The following is a 21,601-nucleotide window of genomic DNA, read 5'->3' on the forward strand; positions in this document are numbered from 1 at the left end:
GCCCCAGGGCCTCGAATCAATCACATTGCCGCGACCTGATTACCGCTGATATCGCGCATATGCCATATAGTGCGCAATCGCGGACGGCGCATGCTCGAAATTCGGGTTCGATTCGCGATATATAAATCAACCGCAGGATCGAGCCGCCGCGGCCTCCCTTGGCGACCACGGGAAGCGTGGCGTCGGAAGGGTCGAATGGAGATCAAAGAAGGAATGGCTGAAACGACCATCAGACCGGTGACGAACGAACCGGTCGAGCCGGCGATCGTCGTCGGCGCCGGTGCCGCCGGGCTGGCCGTCGCACATGCCTTGATGAACGCCGGCATGCCCACGGCGATCCTGGAAAAGGAAAGCCGCCTGGCCGAGCCCTGGCACCGGCGGCATCGGCAATTGCATCTCAACACCCATCGCGATCTGTCTTCTCTGCCCGGTCTTGCCTATCCCCAGGGCACGCCTGCCTTTCCGCATAAGACTGTCGTCATCCGCCATATGAATGATTTCAGGGAGGAGAACCGGCTCCCGGTGCAGTTTGGCGTTGCTGTCGAAGAAATCGTCTTCAAGGGCGATCACTGGGCGCTGCTGACCAGCGCCGGACTGCGCCTGGCCCGCCATGTCGTCATCGCCACCGGCCGCGACAGGCAGCCCTTCATTCCCGAATGGAAAGGCATGACGGGTTTCGCCGGCCGCATCATCCACGCGGCGGATTTCGGCGACGCACGGGACTATGCCGGCAAGAAAGTACTGGTCGTCGGCGCCGGCAATTCGGGCTTCGATACGCTCAATCATCTGGCCGGCATAAACACGGCCGCCATCTGGCTGTCGGCCCGCAACGGCCCCGTGCTGCTGCCCAAGCGGATCGGCAAGATCGCCGTGCATCGGCTTTCGCCGTTCATGGCGCGCTTGCCCTTGCGCGTCGCCGATGCGGTGATGGCGGCGACGCAGCGCCTGGTTTTCGGCGACCTGACCAAATTCGGCATGCCGCCCGCGCCTTCGGGTGGCGCCAGCCGCCTGACCTCGGACTATACCGCGATCGCCTCCGATGACGGCGCCGTCAGCGCCATAAAGGCCGGCAAGATCGTTGTGGTGCCGGCGATACGGGAATTCGCCCGCGACGGCGTGATCCTGGCTAATGGCAGCCTGATCCATCCCGACATCGTCATTGCCGCGACAGGCTACCGCACCGGCCTGGAGCCCATGGTCGGCAAGCTCGGCGTCCTCGACAAAAAGGGCGTTCCGCTCTTCAACGGCGGGCAAGCCGATCCAAAATTGCCCGGCCTGTGGTTCACCGGCATGCGGCCGAGCATTCGCGGCTGCTTCGCCAATGCCGGCATCATGGCCAAGGCGATCACCAAACGGATTGCCAGTTCCGCTGGCACCTCCGACCAATCCGGCGCTTCACGCTGACTTGGGCTCAAGCCTCCGGAAGCCGACAGCCTCGATCAGCATGTCCTCTTCCACCATGCCGGCATTGTGCAGCGCCAGCAGGGTGAGAGCCAGTTCGCGAGCCTCGGCCGATTCGGGATGCGCTTCGCGGCGCCGGCAGGCTTCGTCGAACACACGTTGCAAGGTGGCGACTTCGGCAGGTTTGAGCAGGCCACGGTCATAAACGGACTTCGGCATGGCAATCTCCTGGTAAAGACCTAGGGCGCCATGTGCAAATTGCCAATCTTTCCCGTGGCTTGAATGATTGACGCAAAAAAGGAGGGGCTTCGGCTCGCCGAAACCCCTCCCTGAGATTGCGGTGCTTGATATTATACCGCGATCTTGCCGCCGCCCTGTCTGGTGATGGCGACGACCGCCGGCCGCACCGGCATGTCGGGCTTGAAGTCGGGCCAGCGCGTCGACAGGTCCTCATAGTAGGATGGGCGGCCGAACGCTTCCCAGTCCTCGCCGCCGTCACCCGGATGCTGGACGGCGACAAAGGCGGTCTGATCGTCAGGGGCGAACAGCGGACCACACATTTCGGCGCCGATCGGCACGCGGAAGAACAGTTTCGAGGTTGCCCGCGCCGAGCCTTCGGTGTCGACCGCCCACAGTCCATCGGTGCGGCCGGTGGTCTTTGGGCTCTGGCCGTCGGTGGCGACCCACAGGCGTCCGGCTGAATCGACCGCGCAATTGTCGGGCATGCCGAACCAGCCATTGGCCGTCGTCGCCGTCGAGAAGGTGGCGCCGACATCGGCCACCGCCGGATCGCCGCATTTCAAAAGCACTTCCCACTTGCCCTTGGTGGCAGTGAAATCGCCGCCGTCCTCGGCGATCTCGATGATGTGGCCGAAAGCGTTTTCGGCGCGCGGGTTGGCGGCATCGACCTGGTCTGCCTTGCGCTTCGAATTGTTGGTCAGCATGACATAGACCTTGCCGTTGACGGCATTGGGCTGGATGTCCTCTGGGCGGTCCATCTTGGTGGCGCCGAGCAGGTCGGCGGCGCGTCGTGTCTCGATCAGCACGTCGGCCTGGCTTGCAAAGCCGTTTTCGGCGGTCAACGGTCCCTGGCCGAAGACGATCGGCAGCCATTCGACGGAGCCGTCTTCGACGAACTTGGCGACATGCAGCGTGCCGTCGTCGAGCAGATCCTTGTTCGCCGCGAGGTCATTGGGATTGAACTTACCGCTGGTGACGAACTTGTAGGCATAGTCGAAGCGCTCGTCGTCGCCGAGATAGAAGACGACACGGCCATCCTTGGCGACGATCGATTCGGCGCCCTCGTGCTTGAAGCGGCCCATAGCGGTGCGCTTCCTCGGCGTCGAGGTCGGATCGTTGACATCGACCTCGACGATCCAGCCGAAGCGGTTGGCCTCGTTCGGCTCCTTGGCCAGGTCGAAGCGGTCATAGTGCGCCGCCCATTCATAGGCGCCTTCGGGAATGCCGAGGCGCTTGTAGTTGGCGGCTTCCTTGTGGCCCTCGGGCAATTCGCCGGAGAAATAGCCGTGGATGTTCTCCTCGGCCATCACATAGGTGCCCCACGGCGTGACGCCGCCGGCGCAATTGTTGAAGGTGCCCAAAACCTTCGTGCCGGACGGGTCGGCATTAGTCTTGACGCGGTCATGGCCGGCAACCGGGCCGGACAGCGCCATTTCGGTGTTGGAAGTAATGCGGCGGTTGAGCCTGCCGTCGCGCACGACTTGCCATTTGCCGCCGTCCTTGCGGATCTCGACGATGGTACCGCCATGCGCCGCCATCTCGACATCGACCTGTTCCTTGCTGAGCGGCGCGACGTCGGCCGACTTCTTGCCGTCCTTCTCGACGATCTTGACGATGCCCGGGAACATCAGATGCGGGTTGGTGTATTCGTGGTTGACGACCAGCAGGCCGTGTTCGGCCGAACCGTCGATCGCGATGTAGCCGACATAGTCGTTGTTGTAGCCGAACTGTTTCGCCTGCGCCTGCGCCGATTGCTTGGTCGGGTCGAACTCCGGCGAATCGGCAAACACCGGATCGCCCCAGCGCAACAGCACATCGGCATCGTAGCCCGGCGCGACATGGTGCTTGTCGTCGATGCCGGCCTCCAGCTCGTCGAACGCGAAGGCGGAGCCTTCGGCGGCCCGGGCCTGGTCGGCGCTGACCAGCGCCAGCGGGCTGACGGTGGCGGCGATCGCCGAGACGGCCAGCGAGCCTTTCAGGAAACCACGGCGCGAGAACCGCGCGGCGATGATCTCGCCCATGGTGCGGTTGTCGGTGGGATTGGTGGCCGGTCCGGCGTTTTCTTCGAGCAGGCTGGTGCGGAATTTGGCGTCGGGGGAGCGATGTTCGGTCATCTGGCTTGCCTCTGGCTTTGCGGGTGGCTGGAGCGTGTTGCCTCTTCAACCCCCTTATAGTCACCTGATCACATTTTCGTGACATCAAAAGCCTTTCAGCCGCGACAGCATTCTGAGACGTCGGCTAAGCACTCTGCGAGCAGCATGTAACACTGGGACAAAGGTCCCTTGTCAGGTCCGGCAAAGGTCCCTTGGCGGCACCGCATCGGTCGTGGGCCGGTTACGCGAGGCCGCCATGTCGGCGATGGTGGGTCCCTTGCGAAAACGCCGGCGGTGAAATCCGCCTGCCTGATCGATGAGGAGACTAGGATGCGCAGATCGATTGCGAGCCGCTGTTGCTGGCTGGCGCTGAGGGCGACCTCGGCACTGGCGCTGGCCATCGCCCCCTATCAACTCGCTTTCCACAGCTCTGGTCCCGGCATCGTTGCCGCAAGCGCGCATGCCAAGGATGGCGGACATGGCAGTGGCGGTGGAGGTGGCGGCGGAAACGGCAGCGGCGGGAGTGGCGCGAGCGGCAACAGCAGCAACGGAAACGGAAACGCTGGCGGAGACAATGGTGCCGGCGACGATCACGGCGCAGCCGGCAATTCCGGGGTCGGCAAGGGTCACGACGACGATGGAGATCACGTCAACGCGAAAACCGGTGACAAGGTCGAAGTAGACGGCAACAAGATCGAGGTCGAGCATCCCGACGGCATCACGGAAGAGATCGAGAACGGCCGTTTCCAGATGAAGGATGCAGTCGGCCGCACGATTGTCGAGCGTCCGGCGACGGCAAACGACATCAGTCGACTTCGGGCCTTGTGAAGCAGAAGGCCCTGTGAGGCAGGTCAACCGGGGAACGACCAGTTTGACAAGTCACCTCCGCCGCCCCCGGCGGAGGTGACTTGATGTTCGGCGGCATCAGGTAAGCCAGCTTCCAGTCGGCGATGGCGGTCGCCGCCGTCCATACAAGGTATATATTAGCACAAGCTTGGGACTTTAGTCCAATCTTGCGCTTGCAAAGGTCCTGGGTGACAAGCGCAACGGTCGGATACGGCTTTCGGGTATCTTTTCTTTCGGCGATGCTGGTGCAACTCCAACGTCGACGGTGGCACGCCAGCTCAATCGACGGAGATCACCATGCATAGATCGATCACGACCCGTTGTTGCCGGCTGGCGCTCAGATCGGCGGCCGCGCTGGCGCTGACCATCGCTCCCTATCAGATTGACCTCCACGGCTCCGCTCCTGGAATCCACGCCGCTAGCGCACAGGCCGGCAAGGGTGGCGGCGGCAATGGCGGTGGCGGTGGCGGTGGCGGTGGTAATGGTGGAGGCGGCGGCGGAAACGGTGGCAACAGCGGCGGCAATGGAAACGGCAACAGTGGCAATAGCGGCGGTAACGGTAACGGAAACAGCGGCAATAGCAGCGGTAACGGAAACAACGGCGCCGGCGACGGAAACGGCAAAGGAAATAGCGGAACCGCCAGCGGCAACTCCAAATCCGACCAGGGGCAGAACGAAAATGGCAACGGTCGCCATGTCAACGCCAAGACCGGTGACGAGGTCGACGTGGAGGGCAAGACGATCACGGTTCAGCATCCCGACGGCATAATGGAAAAGATCGAGAATGGCCGTTTCAGGATGGAGGATTCGCTCGGGCGCACGATCATCGATCGCGGAGCCACGCCGGCGGATGTCAGCCGCCTCAAAGCGTTGTGAAGTTGGCCAACAGGCAACGGCCGGCTTCACACGTCACCTCCGCCGCCCCCGGCGGAGGTGACCTCTCTTTTGCCACCCGGTTTCCGGCTGATGTGTGTCGCCCAGAAGCAGAGGCAACGACAAAGACTTAAAGCGCGCCTGATAGAGCTGTTCGGCATTTCCGTGAAACGGTGAGCCGCGCTCGGGATGGCCGAAGCCTCTACGAATGGTTCCGGTCCCGGTCGCGCGACTCACGCATCATCAAGGCTGCTTCGGTGCGGTTTCGCACATTGAGCTTCGACAGCACGCCGGTCATGTGATGCTTGACGGTCTTCTCCTGCAGCTCCAGCCGCAAGGCAACTTCCTTGTTGCTCAGGCCCTCCGCCACCAGTCGCAGAATTTCTGCCTGTCGCTCGGTGAGTTGCCGCAGCCGGTCCACTATGCCGTCGGTCGGCTGCAGGGATTGGAGGTCCGAAAGCAGGCGGGCTGACAGCGTCGGCGAAAGATAGCTTTCCCCGGCCGCCACGCTGTGCAGGATGTCTGCGAGCGCGCGCGACCCGACGCCCTTGAGGACATAGCCACGCACCCCGGCGTTCAGGGCCCTAGTCACGTCGGCATTGGCCTCCGAAACGGTCAACATGACGATCTTTTGGGCGGGATGGCTGGCGAGGATGCTTGCAACCGCGGTCAGACCGCCGCCCGGCATGGAGATATCGAGCAGCAGAATGTCCGGCCGTACGGTCGAGACGATGCGCTCGGCATCCTGCGCCGTGGCGCCCTCGCCAACCATCTCGAAGCCGCCGATTTCCGTCAGGCTGCGCGTCACGCCCTCGCGAAAGAGGGGATGGTCGTCGATAATGGCAATGCGAATGGCGCCGATCATGCTTGCTCCTCGACCGATAGGCGAATCACCAATCGCGTGCCGTGCGGCCCGGTCAAGGTTTCAAACTGGCCGCCAATGCTTTCGACCCGCTCTCTGAGCCCGGCGAGCCCGAGACCCTCGACGCGTGCCGGATCGAAGCCCGGCCCGCCGTCCGAGACTTCAACGAAAAGCCTGCTGCCTTTCATCCCCGCACTCACCGCCTGATCCTTGCCTCGCCCGTGGCGATAGGCATTGTTCAACCCTTCCTGCACGAAACGATAGATGCTGATCTTCTCGGAGGCGCCGGGTTCTGGCAAGTGTCCGGCCAGCGTGAGTGTCACCGACGTCCCTGTCCTCATCTCGTGTTCGTTGACGGCCAGCCGCAGGATGTCCGTTGTGGCGGCCGTCTCGATCTGCGGCAGGACGAGGCCTGTGCAGATGCCGCGTATTTCGCGCATCGCATCCTCCAGCGTCTTGCGGATCATCGCAACCTCGGTCGAGCGGCTTTCGCTCGAATGGCCATCGCCGGAAAATACCGGACTATCCATGCGCAGTGCCGCCAGCGCGACGAGTTGGGCCGGACCGTCATGCAGGTCGGCGCCGATGCGGCGCAGGTATCGTTCGTTGAGCGCTGTGGCGCGGCGGGACGCCCGCTGCACGCGAACCCGCAAGGCGTTGTTTTGCGCTACCAGGCCCTGCAGCTCCGACACCTGGCGGCGCAGCGCCCCGCGCTGGTCGTCGATGGTGCGGCTGCCGCGCAGGACGATGCCGGACAGGAGCACAAATGCCGCCAGGGTCGCGCCGGCCACGATCAGCCAGCTTGACAGCAGAGCGGAAGCCAGGGTGGTCTTGAAGTCGTCGGCGACCTCATAGAATTCTGTGACGGCCACCACTTCGCCGGACCACGGCTCGCGCACGGGATTGTAGATCTCGAGCAACGGCAAGCCGATCGCCTCCGCCTGGCTTTCGTTCTCGTCGAACGTATCGAACTGGGCGACGACATTGCCCTGGAAGGCGGAACGCAGCCCGGGGCTCAGATCGAAGCGGTGACCGATCAAACCCGCCTCCTTCGCATAGAGAACCATGCCGTCACGGCGCCAGAGCCTGAACGATACGATGCGCTTGCCGAGCGCGCCCTGGCCGAGCGTCTCATCGAGCGCTTGTTTGACGCTATCGCTGAGTTCCTGGCTCTTGCGCAGGTCGGGCAGCAGCGGCGCAATCACGCTGTCGACATAGAGCGCCGTCGTGGCAGCCGAATTGCGGATGACGCCGTCCCGGATCTGTGTCGTCACCCAGGCGCCCACCACCAGCATGACGGCCAGAAGGCCAAAGCCGCCGGCAACGAGGAATTGCAGCGCGAGAGAAAGCTCGCTCCAGCGTCGCAACAAGTTTTGCAGAATGCGAATCATGACCCCCGACCGCCCTTCAATCGACAGGCTGGGCGATGCCGGCACTTTGAGCTTCCATCCTGCCGTTGCCAAGGCCTTCGTTTGATCAACGTCGCTTGACGTCCCGGCGCGCTTCGGAAACAAGTCCGCGATACACGCGGCGCGATCCGCTTCGAGAGGGGACAGGACGTTGAGTTTTTCGGGGTTGCTGCAGCTTGGCTTTTCGACGGTGATCTTCCTGCTGGCGGCGATGGCGGCCAAGCAGTGGGGCATGGCGCCGAGCCTTGGCAAGATCCTGCTGACGCTGGCGCTCTATTCGCTGGGCAATCTGGTTATGCTGCGGCTGATCCGCGAATTCGGCATGTCGGTGTCGTTCAGTCTCTCGGCCGTCATCCAGCTGGTCTCAGTGAATGTCGTCGCCCTGATGTTCTTCGGCGAGCGCGTCAACACGCTGCAGGCGACCGGCATCGTGCTGGCGATCGCCGCCGTGGCGCTGATCACGCTCGGACCCTATCTGCAGGGGCGGTTGTAACGGGCCAGTTGCCGATGAAGAACGCCGCCAATGCACTGCTGAACCGGATCGAATTCCCGGTGCTGCTGGCCGGCCTGGTCATCGCCGGCTGCCTGTGGGGGTTCGAGGAGTTGATGGAGGTGGCGCGGGCCACCACGCCGCACGCCTTCGACACCGAAATCCTGCTCGCCTTCCGCCAGCCGGGCCAGCCGGGTGTGCCGATCGGCCCGCTTTGGCTGGAAGGCGCCATGCGCGATATCACCAGCCTCGGCAGCTCGGCCGTGCTGGTGCTGATCACGGCGGCGACGATCGTCTATCTGTTGTTGATCCGCCGTCCGGCAACGGCGCTGCTCATCTTCGTCGCGGTGGCGGGCGGCCAGGTGCTGTCGAGCCTGCTCAAACTCGGTGTCGACCGGCCGCGGCCCGAACTCGTTTCGCATCTGGTCAACGAAACTTCGCTGTCCTTTCCGAGCGGTCACGCCATGCTGTCGGCGGTAACCTATCTGACGCTCGGCTCGCTGGCGGCGAGTTTCCTGCCGGGAAGGGTGACGAAGATCTATGTGTTGTCGCTCGCCGTGCTGGTGACGCTGCTGGTCGGCGTCAGCCGCATCTATCTCGGTGTCCACTGGCCGTCGGATGTGCTGGCCGGCTGGTGCGCCGGCTTCGCCTGGGCAATGCTGTGCTGGTTGGCGGCCCGCGCGTTGCAGCGGGGACGCGGACGCCGCCTGAACGACGAAAGCGAAATTGCAGATTGACGGCCCCGGGCAGAAATCAAATCAGTCGGTTGATCAGCCCATGCCCGCAGCCTGCCAGCAAAAGAACCACCGACAGCACGCATGCCGATGTCATTACGCTCCTGAAAAGATTCAACCGCGCTACCCCCTGCCCCAGATGGAACACCCTAGCTCGAAGTCCCCAGGAAGTATCTGACAAAATGGACAAACAGGCGCTTACGTCTCAGACATTCATGTTGATGCTTGAAACATCACAATGATGGTATTATACGCTATAGCCGCAGACTCAGACGGGGATTTCGGCCGATGATCACTGCCGCGCAGATGCGCGCCGCAAGGGCGCTGGCCGGCGTCGATCAGAAGACGCTCGCCGAACGCGCTGGCGTTTCGCTTCCGACCATCCAGCGGATGGAGGCGAGCGACGGCGTGGTCAGGGGCGTGGTCGATACGCTGATGAAGGTCATCCAGGCTCTCGATGAGGCCGGGGTGGAGCTGATCGGCGAGAACCAGACCAGCGAGCGCGGCGGCAGGGGCGTGCGCCTCAAGCCTGTCGTGCCGCCGGATCCGAAGGCTGAGCCGGCATAAAGTCGCGACGGCGACCGCCGACAGTCCTGCCGACGATCCCGCCGCCTTCTGGAGCGGAAACCAGTCCATGGATCAGGCGCAGCGGGCAGTGCATCAACCGGGCCAGAGGTCGGCCCAGAAGTCGGCCCAAGGGTCGGCAAAGCCGACATTTTCCGAACTGTTCACGCCAAAGCTGGTGACGGTCTGGCGCGAGGGCTACCATCTGCCGCAGTTCAAGGCCGACTTCATGTCCGGCCTGACCGTCGCCATCGTCGCGTTGCCGCTGTCGATGGCGATCGCGATTGGCTCGGGCGTGACGCCGGAGCGTGGCCTCTACACCTCGATCATCGGCGGGTTCATCATTTCGGCGCTCGGCGGCAGCCGCTTCCAGATCGGTGGGCCCGCCGGCGCCTTCATCGTGCTGGTGGCAGCAACGGTTGCCCGGGTCGGCGTCGACGGGCTGTTGCTGGCGACCATGATGGCCGGCGTTTTCCTGCTTGCCATCGGTTATCTCCGCCTCGGCACCTACATCAAGTTCATCCCCTATCCGGTGACGGTCGGCTTCACCGCTGGCATCGCCGTCATCATCTTTTCTGGACAGATCGTCGAACTGTTCGGACTGAAACTTGCCGGCAAGGAGCCTGGACCGCTGGTGCCGAAGCTGATGGCGATCGGTGAGGCGGCCGGCACCATCAACCTAGCCGCGACCTTCGTGGCGGTGTTGACCATCGTCACCATCGCCGGACTGAAGCGCTGGCGGCCGACATGGCCCGCCATGCTCATCGCCATCGGCCTGGCCTCGCTGGTTGTGGCGCTGTTTGCGCTGCCGGCGGAAACGATAGGCACCCGCTTCGGCGGCATCCCTCGCAGCCTGCAAATGCCTGCCTTGCCGCCAGTCAGCCTGGGCAGGATGATTGACGTGCTGCCGGATGCCATAGCCTTTGCCCTGCTAGGCGCGATCGAATCGCTGCTGTCGGCGGTCGTCGCCGACGGCATGACCGGTCGGCGGCACCGTTCCAACTGTGAGCTGGTGGCGCAAGGCTTCGCCAACATCGCCTCGGCCCTGTTTGGCGGCATCTGCGCCACCGGCACCATCGCCCGCACGGCGACCAATGTGCGGGCCGGCGCGCATGGACCGATTTCTGGCATGATCCACTCCGCCATCCTGCTTGCTCTGATGCTGGTGGCCGCGCCGCTCGCCAGCTACATCCCGCTTGCCGCCCTTGCCGGCGTTCTGGCGGTGGTGTGCTGGAACATGTTCGAGAAGCAGGCTTTCGCCACGCTGCTGCGCGCGTCGCGCGGCGACGCGCTGGTGCTGATGGTGACCTTCCTGCTCGTCGTATTCCGCGACTTGACCGAGGGCATCGTCGTCGGCTTCGTGCTGGGGTCGATCCTGTTCATCGACCGCATGGCCAAGTCGATCGCGGTCGAGGCCGACTTGCCGCTGGTGCAGGAGGATGTCGCCGACAGCAGCGGCAGCGCCTATGATGCCAGCGAGGCAAGCGACGTCGACACCGTCGTCTACCGCATCTCCGGCGCGTTCTTCTTCGGCGCCGCATCGACTGTCGGCACCGTGCTCGACCGCATCGCCGACCAGCGCAGGAATTTCATCCTCGACTGCTCGGCCGTGCCGTTCCTCGATTCGACCGCGGCCAATGTCATCGAGGGCGCCGCCCACAAGGCCAGGCGCGCCGGTGTCCGCTTCATCATATCGGGCGCCTCGCCGCAGACACGGCGAATACTGATCAACCACGGCGTCAAGCGGCCGCTGGTGACCTATGCCGCCTCGATCCGCGACGCGCGGGCGCAGCTGAACGGGAAACGAGAAGAGACGCAGTAGTGGTCGGGATTTGCCGGCCGGGAGCCACTTGGTCAGGTGAAACTTGTCCGCCGTCAGCGCCGATCGCCAGGCCCCGTTTTTGACCCGAAGCGGCCACTGGCTCAATCCCCCGATTTGGATGATCCCACTGGACCGCAGCCGGGATCGACCGCAAAGTGGAACGACAGGGGAGGAGGGCTGTCGTGGCCGACGAGGTGGTTATTCGTGAACTCAACGGGCTCGATGAGATGCTCTCGATCTATCCGGTGTACCGGCTGAGCCACTCGCACCTGGACGAAGCAGCGTTTCGGAAACGGCTCTCGGCCATGCTCGCGCAGGGCAACTACCGCTGTATCGCGGCCTATGTCGGCGATCGGATAGTGGGTGTCTCCGGCTTCTGGACGGGCATTCAGCTCTGGTGTGGAAAGTACATCGAAGCCGACCATGTGGTGGTCGACACGACGCTGCGCCGCCTTGGCACGGGCAGCAGGCTGATGGCGTGGATCGAGGCGGAGGGCGAGCGGACTGGATGCGCTGTCTTTCGTATCGCCATGGTGCTTGGCAAGGAACCCACGCACCAGTTTTATGTTCGAAACGGCTTCTTTGATGACGGCCTTCTCATGGTGAAGGCCCTGAGCCGAGGCGCCGCGGAGTTTCCCGAGTATGTATCGCGACCTGCCGAGCCAGGCCTGGGACGCTAGCGGTTCGCAACCATTGTCTTCGGGTGTCCGCTTCCGGCTTTTGACCATTGCCGACTTCGATCCCCAGCCCGGAAGCGGGGTGCGCGCCTCAACCGTCGAAGAAATTTGCGGGACGATGTCGATTTCCGTAGACCCCGTTCGTCGTTTCGATGCGAGGTCGATGAGGCCGGCTCAGAACAGGAGACAGACGATGCGTGTGATGGTGTTCGTGAAGGCGACCGAAGACAGCGAAAAGGGCTTTGTCCCCACGCCCGAGACGACGGCGATGATGGAGGCGATGGGCAAGTACAATGACGAGCTGCGCAATGCCGGCATCCTTCTCACCGCCGATGGCCTCAAACCCTCCTCGGAAGGCAAGCGTATTGCGTTCGATGGTCCCGGCCGCAGGGTCATCGACGGGCCTTTCGCCGAGACCCGCGAGCTGGTCGCCGGTTTCTGGCTTTGGGAAGTGAAGGACATGGATGAGGCGGTCGCCTGGGTGAAGCGCTGCCCCAACCCCATGCCGGGACCGAGCGAGATCGAAATCCGGCCGTTGTACGAGATGGCTGATTGGCAGGAGTAGCGGACGCCGGAGGTCACGGAAATTCATGAACGGACCCGCGCGAAGCTCAGCGGCCCTAGCGACTGTCGGCCGCAGCCTGCTTGCCTGCCTTGTGACTTTGGCCGACAATGCGGCGGCATGACAGCAGGCGAGACGCACCAGGCGATCGAAGCGATTTTTCGCATTGAACGGGCCCGGCTCATCGCGGGTCTGGCCCGCGTCGTGCGCAATGTCGACCGTGCTGAGGAACTGGCGCAGGACGCCCTGGTCATTGCCCTGTCGCAATGGCCCGGTACCGGCGTTCCGGCCAATCCCGGTGCCTGGCTGATGACGGTGGCCAAGCGCCGCGCCATCGACGCGATCCGTCGCGACAAGATGCGCGCACGCAAGCATGAGGAGATCGCGCGCGAGCTGGACGGCGAGGTCGACGACACGCCCGGGATGATCGAAGCGGCCATGAACGACGATCTAGGCGACGAATTGCTTGGCCTCATTTTCACGGCCTGCCATCCCGTGCTTTCGGCCGACGCCCGCGCCGCGCTCACGCTGCGTGTCATCGGCGGTCTGACGACGGACGAGATCGCCCGTGCCTTCCTCTCGACTGAGGCGACGATCGCCCAGCGCATCGTCCGCGCCAAGAGGACGATCGGCAAGGCCGGATTGAGTTTCGAGGTGCCGCGCGGCGCCGAACGCACGGCGCGGCTCTCCTCGGTGCTGGAGGTCGTCTACCTCATCTTCAATGAAGGTTATGCCGCCACGGTGGGCGACGATCTTGTCCGGCCGGGCCTGTGCCGGGAAGCGCAACGGCTGGGCCGCATGCTGGCGGGGCTGATGCCCGAGGATGCCGAAGTGTTCGGCCTGCTGGCCCTGATGGAAATCCAGGCATCGCGCCTGCCGGCACGCATTGGCCCGGACGGTGCCCTGGTGCCGCTGACCGAGCAGGATCGCGCACGCTGGGACCAATTGCTGATCCGCCGGGGCCTTGACGCGCTGGCTCGCGCCGAGACGCTCGGGGGCGATGGCCCCTATGCACTGCAAGCCGCACTCGCGGCCTGCCATGCGCGCGCACGCAGCCCGGCCGATACCGACTGGCCCCGCATTGCAGCGCTCTACGACCGGCTGCGGGCCGTGATGCCCTCACCGGTGGTCGATCTCAATCGAGCGATCGCCCACAGCATGGCCTTCGGGCCCGAAGCCGGCCTGCGGCTGGTGGACGAGATTGCCGACGCCGCCGCGCTGCGCAACTATGCGCCACTGCCGGCGGCGAGGGGCGACTTCCTGTTTCGGGCCGGCCGGCTGGCCGAGGCCCGCTCCGAATTCGAGACTGCGGCCACGCTTACCCGCAACATGCGGGAAGCCGCCTTTCTCCTCGCCCGCGCGGACGCTTGCGCCGAGAATTGCTAGGCCGAGAGAGACGGGTTGGTGTTGGGCGGCAGCGCCTCTTCCGCCTCATGATCGTCCGGGAGACTATCGCCGTTCACGGCCAGCGGCCGGCCTATCCAGATCGGATCGACCAGATGGTCGCGCCTTGGGTTGGTCGTATTCGGGTGGATGAGTATGCTGAGCCCCCTATGGTTCAGCATCAACCACGGCACGAGTGAGGCGAAAATCTCGCTCGCAAATGAGACCTGGTACATTGCCTGATCATGCGGGCCAACCTTCTGCTCATGCCAATTGCCCAGGCGTACGCGGAAACGTTCCCCGATGCGAAGGCGCAGCCATTCGGCATGCTGTCGCTCGCTTTGCCCGTCGTAGTAGATATGGGCATGATAGCTGGCAATCTCCGCGAGCGGCCTTGGGCTGGCGGCGTCTTCGTTCACCTCGATAGTCTCCTTCGATGATTGTCGCTTTCGGCGCAACTGTACCCGAAGCGGGGACGCCTTGTCTGCAACCGGTGCGGATTCGTTCGAGTTCGGTCCAGTCGTCTGTTTCTCGCAGGATAGCACATCGGGCTTGGAATTTTTCCCGTAGGTGTTGACGGCACGCGGGACGAGCATCGGGTTCACTGGGGGTGTGCGATGACAGGCGTCTCGATACGCCGCGCGGACTTCATGATGGTCCTGGCTCATGGTGACTGGGCGGCGGCGGGGGTCGGCTTCCTGTTTCGGGTCGGGCGAGTGGACCGGAAGCCGCAAGTTCCCGACCCTGGGCTGCCTGTCTGAAAAGTGCCTCGTTTCAGACATTTTGGGATCGACTGCGAAGACATGGAAGCGGACATAGGTCCGTGCATTCGCTAAAACCACCAAACGATTTGCCCTTCATGCCGAGCTCGGCAGGACGAGAACTCATGATGCATGACGATCAGGTGGATATCGACATCGATATCGCCCGCCAGATGATCCGCGATCAGTTTCCCCAGTATCGTCTTGAGGACATCACCTCAGTTAGATCTTCGGGAACCGTCAATGCCATCTTCCGCATTGGCTCGAAGAGCGCTGCGCGGTTCCCACTGCGGGCGATGAACCCGACCGAATGCGCCGATATGCTTCGGTCGGAGGCCGCTGCCATGGTCGAGATTGGAGAACATTGCCTGTTTCCGACGCCTCAACCGATTGGGCTCGGCAAGCCAGGTCCTCACTATCCAATGCCATGGGCATTGCAAACGTGGATCGAAGGCGAGGTCGCCACGCCGCACGGGCTAAGTGGATCGACGACGTTCGCCCTGGACCTTGCGCGCCTCGTGGCATCGTTGCGCAAAGCGGACACACGGGGCCGACGCTTCGACGGTCAAGGACGTGGTGGACATCTCTCAGATCATGACGATTGGATGAATGTTTGCTTTGAAAACAGCGAGGGCCTTCTCGACGTGGCTCGCCTGCGCGACTTGTGGGCTCGCTTCCGCGAGTTGCCATCCGCTGGGCCTGTCGTGATGAGTCATAAGGACCTTATCCCACCAAACCTTCTCGTGCAGGGCGAGCGTCTTGTCGGAGTGCTTGATGTCGGCAGTTTCGGACCAGCCGACCCGTCGCTGGATTTGGTCGTCGCGTGGCATCTTCTGGACCGCGAGCGAAGGGCGACCTTTCGGTGCGGCCTTCAAGTTGAGGACCTTTGGTGGCAGCGTGGTGCGGCTTGGGCATTCCAGCAGGCGTTGGGTCTCGTCTGGTATTACCATCGCACCAACCCCGCCATGAGTGCGCTTGGGCGCAGCACGCTCTCTCGCATTCTCGATGATCCCGACATCTGAACTCTGGTAGTCGGGGCGCGCGCCATTCCGGAACTCGCTCTGGCACAACCCGCTCCGGATTGACCGCCTTTGTCCCTTGGCGGAAGTTTCGTTGCGTGTGTTATGCAGAACGCAAGCGGAGGCCGACAACGTGACCCTGACCAATCGAGACATCGTCGAGCTCATGGCATGGCGGCGCCAGCTGCACCAGCGCCCGGAAATCTCGAATGAGGAGGAGAGGACGGCCAAAGAGGTCGTCGACTTCCTCGCCGATACGGGACCGGACCAGGTGCTGACCGGCTTGGGCGGGCACGGCGTGGCGGCGGTCTACGAAAGCGGCAAGGCCGGACCGACGCTGTTGTTTCGCTCGGAACTCGATGCGCTGCCGATCCACGAACTGTCCGGCGCGCCACATGCATCGCTGGTGCCTGGCAAGTCGCATATGTGTGGCCATGACGGACACACCGCGATCCTGGCGGCGCTTGGCCGTCAGCTGGGGCGCGAGAGGCCGGCTCGCGGCCGTGTCGTGCTGATGTTCCAGCCGGCGGAAGAAACCGGCAACGGCGCGGCCGGCGTCGTAGCCGATCCGCGCTTCGGCGCGATTGGGCCGGATTTCGCGTTTTCATTGCACAATCTGCCGGGCGTGCCGCTCGGCGAGGTCCGGCTCAAGACCGGCGTGGTGAACTGTGCATCGCGCGGCATGCGCATCGTGCTGGAGGGGAAGACCGCGCATTCGTCGATGCCCGAGACCGGCATCTCGCCCATGGTGGCAATCAGCCAATTGATGCCGGCCCTGCCTGCGCTCGGGCGCGGAACCTTTGCCGACGACGACTTCAGCATGGTCACCGTCACCCATGCCGAGATGGGCGAAGCCGTGTTCGGCATTGCGCCCGGCCAGGCCGAGATCTGGGCGACGCTGCGCACCCGGCGCGACGACCGCATGGCCAATTTGTGCGCCGCCGCGGAAGCCCTGGTCACGCGGATTGCCGCCGAGCATCGTCTGTCGCCCCGGTGGGACTATCATGAGGTGTTCGTGGCCAGCGTCAACGCACCGGAGGCGGTTGAGCATCTGCGGCGAGCGCTCGACGAGGAGGGCGTCCCGCACGGCGAAGAAAACCTGCCGATGCGCGCCTCGGAAGATTTCGGCGTGTTCGGCCACAAGGCAGCATCGGCGATGTTCTTCCTTGGCGCGGGCGAGTGGCACCCGGCGCTGCACAATCCGGACTATGACTTTCCCGACGACCTGATCCCGATCGGGTCGAAGGTGTTCATGCGGACGCTGCGCAACCTCCTTGGCTAGCGCCGGCCTCGGTCAACTCGAATGCAGAAAATCCGGCTCACAGGAACATCGTTTCGTGGGCGGAACATCCGGTGGCATGAGCGCATTTTGCGCTCGCACCGTCGAGGCTGACTCTGAATCGCCGCCGGGGGTGCGTGGGAAACCGGGCCGCAATGGCTTCAAAAAGGGAAAGGGACAAGCAATGGCAATCGCCAAGAACACGATCTGCGTATGGTACGACAAAGACGCCGAGGCTGCAGCCCGCTTCTACGCCGAGACTTTTCCCGACAGCGCGGTGAGTGCCGTCCATCGTGCGCCCAGCGACTATCCGTCCGGCAAGGCGGGCGATGTGTTGACGGTCGAATTCACGGTCGCCGGCATCCCCTGCCTCGGCCTCAATGGCGGGCCGGTGTTCAAGCACAACGAAGCCTTCTCGTTCCAGATCGCCACCGACGATCAGCAAGAGACCGACCGCTACTGGAACGCCATCGTCGGCAATGGCGGCCAGGAAAGCGCATGCGGTTGGTGCAAGGACAGATGGGGTGTCTCCTGGCAGATCACGCCGCGCGTGCTGACCGAGGCGATGGCTGCCGGCGGCGATGAAGCAAAGCGCGCCTTTGATGCGATGATGGACATGAAGAAGATCGACGTCGCCGCGATCGAGGCCGCACGGCGCGGCTGACGACAGGCACCGTCAGACTGTCGCCTCGATCGGCTCGGCCAGCTTCGGGTTTGAGCGCGCCGCGATCAGGCAGCCGGCGACGATCAGGCATGCTCCTGTCAGCGTGGTCCAGGTCGCCGCCTCGTCGAAGAAGAACCAGCCAAGCGCGATGGCCCAGATGAAGGCCGAGTATTCCGTCGGGATCAGATATTGCGCCTCGGCGCGGGCGTAGGACCAGCTCATCAGGAATTGCCCGGCAAGCGACAGCACTGTCACCCCGGCCAGGGGAAGCCAAAGGTTGGTCGGCAGTGCCACCGCGAGCCACGGCGCGGCGAGGCCGAGGAGGATGGCGACGCAAAGGTTCTGGAACAACATGATCTCGATTGGCTTGGCCAACTGCGCCTGTTGCCGCGCCAGGATCAGATTGTAGCCATAGAACACCGTCGATACGAGCACCGCCGCCGTGCCCAGCATGGCATCGTGCGAATAGCTTTCCCGCCCGAACTGGCCGGCCATTATGATCGCGACGCCGGCGATGCCGGCCAGCGATGCCCATATCGTCTGCCGTCGGATTCGCTCGCCCAGCAACAAGGCGGCGAGGAAGAGGGCGAACAGGGGCGCGATGAAGCTGAGCCCGATCGCCTCCGCCAGCGGCAGCCTGGCCAGACCCCAAAAGAAGCATATCAGGACGATGCCGACGACAGCGGCACGCAGCGCATGCAGCCGCAGCACCGCAAGGGTTGGCTTTGAGCGCGCCCCTGCAGACCAGGCTGCACCGGCGACGACAGTCGCGACCATGCTGCGCCACAGCACGGTGTTGTAGACGCCGACGGCGATAACCAGCGTCTTCATCGCCGCGTCCATCCCCGACAGCAGGAAGATCGCGAACGCGCAGACCAGCACCGGGGTCATCGGGGAAACGGCGCCGGCCAGGCTGGATGTCTTGACGGCTTCACTCATGTGCAGCCGGATATCCCGGAGCGAACGGCAGCACCAGATGGCAGCCCCGTCGATATGGCGGTCCAATCCCGACCGGCTTTGTGTCCGTCGAGACAGGGGGCTGTCCCCTTATTCGTTGAGCGATCTCGGCCCGCTGACGAACGGGCTCCCCCTGACATAAAATCGCAGCAGGCGGCTCGCGTCCCGCGAAATGCCGATCCTGGTGCTCTGCCCGATTTCGCCGACCTCGTCGTCCTCACCATGTCCGAGCCATAGCGGGCCTTTCCGGCAAAGATCGAGCCCGTCGAGCGAACGATCGATCCGCAACGCCGTGGCGAGCCTTCCCGGTCCTCGCGCCAGGTCGCGCAAGCGCTCGATGCCGCGATTGAGCCGCATGATGGCGATGCCTTCGAGCGGCTCGAGCGCCCGGATCAGGACGCCAGTTCCGATCCCTTGCATTTCGCTCGAGACGTTCAGCATGTATGAGATGCCGTAGGCGACATAGACATAGGCGTGGCCGGGCTCGAGAAACAGCGAGCGGTTGCGCGGGGTCATTCCCCGATAGCCATGCCCGGCGGCATCGCCGACGACATAGGCCTCGGTCTCTACAATGCGGCCGATCGCGACCCCTTCCGGCAATTCTCGCACCACCACCTTGCCAATGAGATAGCGGGCGAGAGCGGCCGTATCGTTCGGCAGCTCCGGGCGGGCAAGTGGGCGGATGACCATCCTTACGACGGCCAGGGTTCAGGGGATCCGCTCGACCCATTGCGCGCGCGAAGGCCCCGGCTCGAACGGATCGCCGAAATACTGCGTCTCGCGGGCCACCTTGCCATCGAGGAACTCCATGATGCTCACCGTGTAAGACGGCCGCCCGTCATAGGCCAGGACATATTCGGTGACCCAGAGGTCGCCGGCGCCGATGATCCGCCGCACCGTGAAGCGCTTCAGGTTCGGCTGCGCGGCGCGGGACGATTGGATCTTCCGCCTTCCGTGGATGCGCTCGCCCGATTGCGGATAGTCGAGCACCGCATCCTCCCGATAAATTTGGTGCTCCGCCTCGAAATCGTTCGCATCGGAGGCGGCCCAGTGGCGATCCAGAGCCGCGCGGATCTCCCGGTCTTCCATATCAAACCTCCTTCGCCGCCTATGCCGGGCCAGCGTACCATACGCCAGCCAGGAGACAGGAGCGAGCCGGCTAACAATGTCGCGAACAACCCTCAGTCGAGTGTCAGCGCGGCCACTTCGCCCTCGTTCATCAGCGGCACGAAAATGGTCGACTTGCCGTCGGTGCCGATGTCGGCGCTGCCGGGCTTGAAATGCGCCACCACTTCCGGCGTGCCGCCGGCACGGTAGCGGTAAAGCGTGCCCGTCATGTAGGCGGTGGCGTAGATGGTGTCGCCGATGGCGATGACGCCGTCGAGGTCCGCGAATTTCTGCGCGCCTAGCAAGGGCGAAACCGCCTTGTTGGCGAGATCGACCGACAGCAGCCCGCCGGGCTCCGCCGTGCTGAAGTCGGGCTTGATGCCCTTGCCCCAAGAGGCGACGATCAGCCGGTTGCCGTCGGCAATGACGCCGTTGGGCGAAGCCAGCATCGCATCCCTGACGAACAGGTCCGGCCGTCCGCCGTCGATGCGGTAGATGGCGTCGGCCAGCATGTCGGTGACATAGACCTTGCCGGATTGGTCTGATGTCATGTCGTTGAGGAAGACCGCATTCGGCACCGTGATGCTCGAAACCAGTTTGCCGCTGGCGAGATCGACAACGCGAACCTTGGTGATGTCGGCGACATAGAGCTTGCCGCCCGATATCGCCATGCCCTTGGGTGCGTCCATGCCGTCGGTCCAGTGCTGGGTGACCGTCTTGCCGTCGCTGGACAGCACCGAGAGATAGCCGTTGCCGTCGGCATCGCCGGGATTGCCGACGATGTTGGAGACGATGATGCGGTTGTTGGCGGCGTCGAACAGCGCCGATTCCGGCTGTTCAAGGCCCGTCGCGCGCCAGAGCTCGCCAGCCTGGGCGGCGGGCGCCGCTACGATGCCGATGAATGCGAAAAGGGGGATGAAACGGTTCATGAGTGCTCTCCTGTGATGACGGGGAAGAGCTACGGTTTTCGATACTTTCTGAAAAGGCCGATTACCGCTAGTATCGTAAATCGATACGAAACTGCCGGCAAGAGGTGCATCCGATGAACGGTTTGATCTTCGAGGCGCTGAAGCGGACGCTGAAGGCCAAAGGCGTGACCTATCGCCAGCTTGCCGAACGCATGGGCGTTTCCGAGCCGACGGTGAAGCGCATCTTCCACGAGCGCAACTGCAAGCTCGACCGGCTGATGGAGATCTGCACGGCTGCCGGCGTCGAACTGGAAAACGTGCTCGGCTCGATGAACCGCGGGCCAGGGCCGGTCAACCACATCGCGCCGGACATCGAGCGCAAGCTCGCCGGCCGGCCGGCGCTGCTGTTCATCTTCGTCATGCTGTCGGAGAAGTTCACCCCCGAAGGCATCATGCGCTCGCAAGGCCTGAGCGAGGCCTCGATGTTCCTCTATCTGCGCGATCTGGAGGAGCTCGGCCTGGTCACGCTCGGCCGGGGTCTCACGGCAAGATTGCTGGTCGAGACGCCGATCCAGTGGAATTTCGAAGGGCCGCTCAGGCCGCTGTTCGAGATAACCAACAAGAATTTCATCGGCTGGGCCATCACCCATATCGACAACGAAGCGACCTTCGTCAGCTTCTCCAGGCGGATGCGGCCGGAGACGGCGGAGATGGTGCGGCGCGAGGCGGAGGAGCTCGCCGGGCGTGTCAAATTGCTTGCCCACCACGACCAGCACACCACGCCGGAGGATGGATTGGTCGGCTACAAATGGACGTTCGCGTTTGGTGCAACACCGTTTCCGGCGATCATGCCGATTGGGCCGCATCCGCGCGATGCCGGAGCGTTCGATCGGCCCGCCGCCGCTGCAAAGGGACGCCGCCCGTTACCGGCCTGAAACGGCCAATCATCC

The 21,601-nt window shown here is 63.8% G+C and carries 23 protein-coding genes; 14 read left to right on the top strand and 9 right to left on the bottom strand.

Going from position 1 to position 21,601, the window contains the following annotated elements; translation table 11 throughout:
• The first annotated feature begins 213 nt into the window (after positions 1–213).
• Positions 214–1,404: a flavin-containing monooxygenase gene (locus AC1D08_RS00065; protein WP_457151286.1), complete on the top strand. Its 1,191-nt coding sequence runs from the start codon at positions 214–216 to the stop codon at positions 1,402–1,404.
• On the opposite strand, the gene AC1D08_RS00070 is transcribed toward AC1D08_RS00065, so the two are convergent.
• On the bottom strand, positions 1,396–1,620 hold the full coding sequence (locus tag AC1D08_RS00070) for a hypothetical protein (RefSeq protein ID WP_457151285.1): 225 nt from the start codon (positions 1,618–1,620) through the stop codon (positions 1,396–1,398). The two genes, AC1D08_RS00065 and AC1D08_RS00070, sit on opposite strands and share 9 nt — an antisense overlap.
• Before the next feature lie 131 nt (positions 1,621–1,751).
• A complete protein-coding gene (locus AC1D08_RS00075; protein ID WP_477422313.1) occupies positions 1,752–3,755 on the bottom strand; it encodes a PhoX family protein in 2,004 nt (667 codons plus the stop codon).
• Between the two features lie 309 nt (positions 3,756–4,064).
• Between AC1D08_RS00075 and AC1D08_RS00080 the strand changes: the two genes are divergently transcribed.
• On the top strand, positions 4,065–4,562 hold the full coding sequence (locus AC1D08_RS00080; protein WP_457151283.1) for a hypothetical protein: 498 nt from the start codon (positions 4,065–4,067) through the stop codon (positions 4,560–4,562).
• Positions 4,563–4,877: 315 nt separating this feature from the next.
• Entirely contained in the window at positions 4,878–5,456 is a 579-nt protein-coding gene (locus tag AC1D08_RS00085; protein WP_457151282.1) for a hypothetical protein, read from the top strand.
• Between the two features lie 199 nt (positions 5,457–5,655).
• Here the strand turns inward: AC1D08_RS00085 and AC1D08_RS00090 are convergent, their stop codons facing one another.
• Both AC1D08_RS00090 and AC1D08_RS00095 read right to left on the bottom strand, forming a co-directional pair.
• On the bottom strand, positions 5,656–6,318 hold the full coding sequence (locus AC1D08_RS00090) for a response regulator (RefSeq protein ID WP_095083843.1): 663 nt from the start codon (positions 6,316–6,318) through the stop codon (positions 5,656–5,658).
• Positions 6,315–7,706 (bottom strand): sensor histidine kinase, encoded by a 1,392-nt coding sequence (locus AC1D08_RS00095; protein WP_095083842.1) that lies wholly within the window; start codon positions 7,704–7,706, stop codon positions 6,315–6,317. The genes AC1D08_RS00090 and AC1D08_RS00095 overlap by 4 nt, the downstream gene beginning before the upstream one ends.
• 169 nt (positions 7,707–7,875) lie before the next feature.
• Here AC1D08_RS00095 and AC1D08_RS00100 point away from each other — a divergent pair, with 169 nt between their 5' ends.
• The 7 genes from AC1D08_RS00100 to AC1D08_RS00130 all read left to right on the top strand — a co-directional run bounded on the left by AC1D08_RS00100 (position 7,876) and on the right by AC1D08_RS00130 (position 13,959).
• On the top strand, positions 7,876–8,217 hold the full coding sequence (locus AC1D08_RS00100; RefSeq protein ID WP_095083841.1) for a hypothetical protein: 342 nt from the start codon (positions 7,876–7,878) through the stop codon (positions 8,215–8,217).
• 14 nt (positions 8,218–8,231) lie between these two features.
• A complete protein-coding gene (locus AC1D08_RS00105) occupies positions 8,232–8,951 on the top strand; it encodes a phosphatase PAP2 family protein (RefSeq protein WP_095083840.1) in 720 nt (239 codons plus the stop codon).
• 285 nt (positions 8,952–9,236) lie between these two features.
• Positions 9,237–9,515: a helix-turn-helix domain-containing protein gene (locus tag AC1D08_RS00110; RefSeq protein WP_095083839.1), complete on the top strand. Its 279-nt coding sequence runs from the start codon at positions 9,237–9,239 to the stop codon at positions 9,513–9,515.
• 67 nt (positions 9,516–9,582) lie between these two features.
• Positions 9,583–11,334, top strand: coding sequence for a SulP family inorganic anion transporter (locus AC1D08_RS00115; RefSeq protein ID WP_457152257.1), 1,752 nt, complete (start codon positions 9,583–9,585; stop codon positions 11,332–11,334).
• Between the two features lie 182 nt (positions 11,335–11,516).
• A complete protein-coding gene (locus AC1D08_RS00120) occupies positions 11,517–12,014 on the top strand; it encodes a GNAT family N-acetyltransferase (RefSeq protein ID WP_457152256.1) in 498 nt (165 codons plus the stop codon).
• Positions 12,015–12,204: 190 nt separating this feature from the next.
• On the top strand, positions 12,205–12,576 hold the full coding sequence (locus tag AC1D08_RS00125; protein ID WP_095084367.1) for a YciI family protein: 372 nt from the start codon (positions 12,205–12,207) through the stop codon (positions 12,574–12,576).
• 117 nt (positions 12,577–12,693) lie between these two features.
• The gene (locus tag AC1D08_RS00130; RefSeq protein WP_095083837.1) at positions 12,694–13,959 is read left to right on the top strand and encodes an RNA polymerase sigma factor; all 1,266 of its coding nucleotides are present in this window, start codon (positions 12,694–12,696) and stop codon (positions 13,957–13,959) included.
• Here AC1D08_RS00130 and AC1D08_RS00135 read toward each other — a convergent pair.
• A complete protein-coding gene (locus AC1D08_RS00135; protein ID WP_457152255.1) occupies positions 13,956–14,375 on the bottom strand; it encodes a DOPA 4,5-dioxygenase family protein in 420 nt (139 codons plus the stop codon). The genes AC1D08_RS00130 and AC1D08_RS00135 overlap by 4 nt on opposite strands.
• A 467-nt stretch (positions 14,376–14,842) precedes the next feature.
• Here AC1D08_RS00135 and AC1D08_RS00140 point away from each other — a divergent pair, with 467 nt between their 5' ends.
• The 3 genes from AC1D08_RS00140 (at position 14,843) to AC1D08_RS00150 (ending at position 17,679) form a co-directional block, all read left to right on the top strand.
• Positions 14,843–15,739 (top strand): aminoglycoside phosphotransferase family protein, encoded by an 897-nt coding sequence (locus AC1D08_RS00140; RefSeq protein ID WP_457152254.1) that lies wholly within the window; start codon positions 14,843–14,845, stop codon positions 15,737–15,739.
• A gap of 130 nt (positions 15,740–15,869) precedes the next feature.
• Entirely contained in the window at positions 15,870–17,018 is a 1,149-nt protein-coding gene (locus AC1D08_RS00145) for an amidohydrolase (RefSeq protein WP_457152253.1), read from the top strand.
• Positions 17,019–17,199: 181 nt separating this feature from the next.
• The gene (locus AC1D08_RS00150) at positions 17,200–17,679 is read left to right on the top strand and encodes a VOC family protein (RefSeq protein WP_477422316.1); all 480 of its coding nucleotides are present in this window, start codon (positions 17,200–17,202) and stop codon (positions 17,677–17,679) included.
• A 12-nt stretch (positions 17,680–17,691) separates the two neighbouring features.
• Here AC1D08_RS00150 and AC1D08_RS00155 read toward each other — a convergent pair whose 3' ends face one another.
• The 4 genes from AC1D08_RS00155 to AC1D08_RS00170 all read right to left on the bottom strand — a co-directional run bounded on the left by AC1D08_RS00155 (position 17,692) and on the right by AC1D08_RS00170 (position 20,672).
• Positions 17,692–18,618 carry a DMT family transporter gene (locus tag AC1D08_RS00155; protein WP_457152251.1) on the bottom strand — a complete coding sequence of 309 codons (927 nt, stop codon included), beginning with the start codon at positions 18,616–18,618 and terminating at the stop codon, positions 17,692–17,694.
• A 108-nt stretch (positions 18,619–18,726) separates the two neighbouring features.
• Complete coding sequence (locus AC1D08_RS00160; protein ID WP_477422318.1) at positions 18,727–19,326, bottom strand: DNA-3-methyladenine glycosylase; 600 nt, start codon at positions 19,324–19,326, stop codon at positions 18,727–18,729.
• Positions 19,327–19,344: 18 nt separating this feature from the next.
• Positions 19,345–19,725 carry a nuclear transport factor 2 family protein gene (locus AC1D08_RS00165; protein ID WP_457155197.1) on the bottom strand — a complete coding sequence of 127 codons (381 nt, stop codon included), beginning with the start codon at positions 19,723–19,725 and terminating at the stop codon, positions 19,345–19,347.
• 92 nt (positions 19,726–19,817) lie between these two features.
• Entirely contained in the window at positions 19,818–20,672 is an 855-nt protein-coding gene (locus tag AC1D08_RS00170; RefSeq protein ID WP_457155196.1) for an SMP-30/gluconolactonase/LRE family protein, read from the bottom strand.
• 113 nt (positions 20,673–20,785) lie between these two features.
• Between AC1D08_RS00170 and AC1D08_RS00175 the strand changes: the two genes are divergently transcribed.
• Positions 20,786–21,586, top strand: a complete 801-nt coding sequence (locus AC1D08_RS00175) for a helix-turn-helix domain-containing protein (protein ID WP_477422321.1) — start codon at positions 20,786–20,788, stop codon at positions 21,584–21,586.
• Positions 21,587–21,601: the final 15 nt, after the last annotated feature.

This window comes from Mesorhizobium sp. P2_E6, from assembly GCF_056403835.1.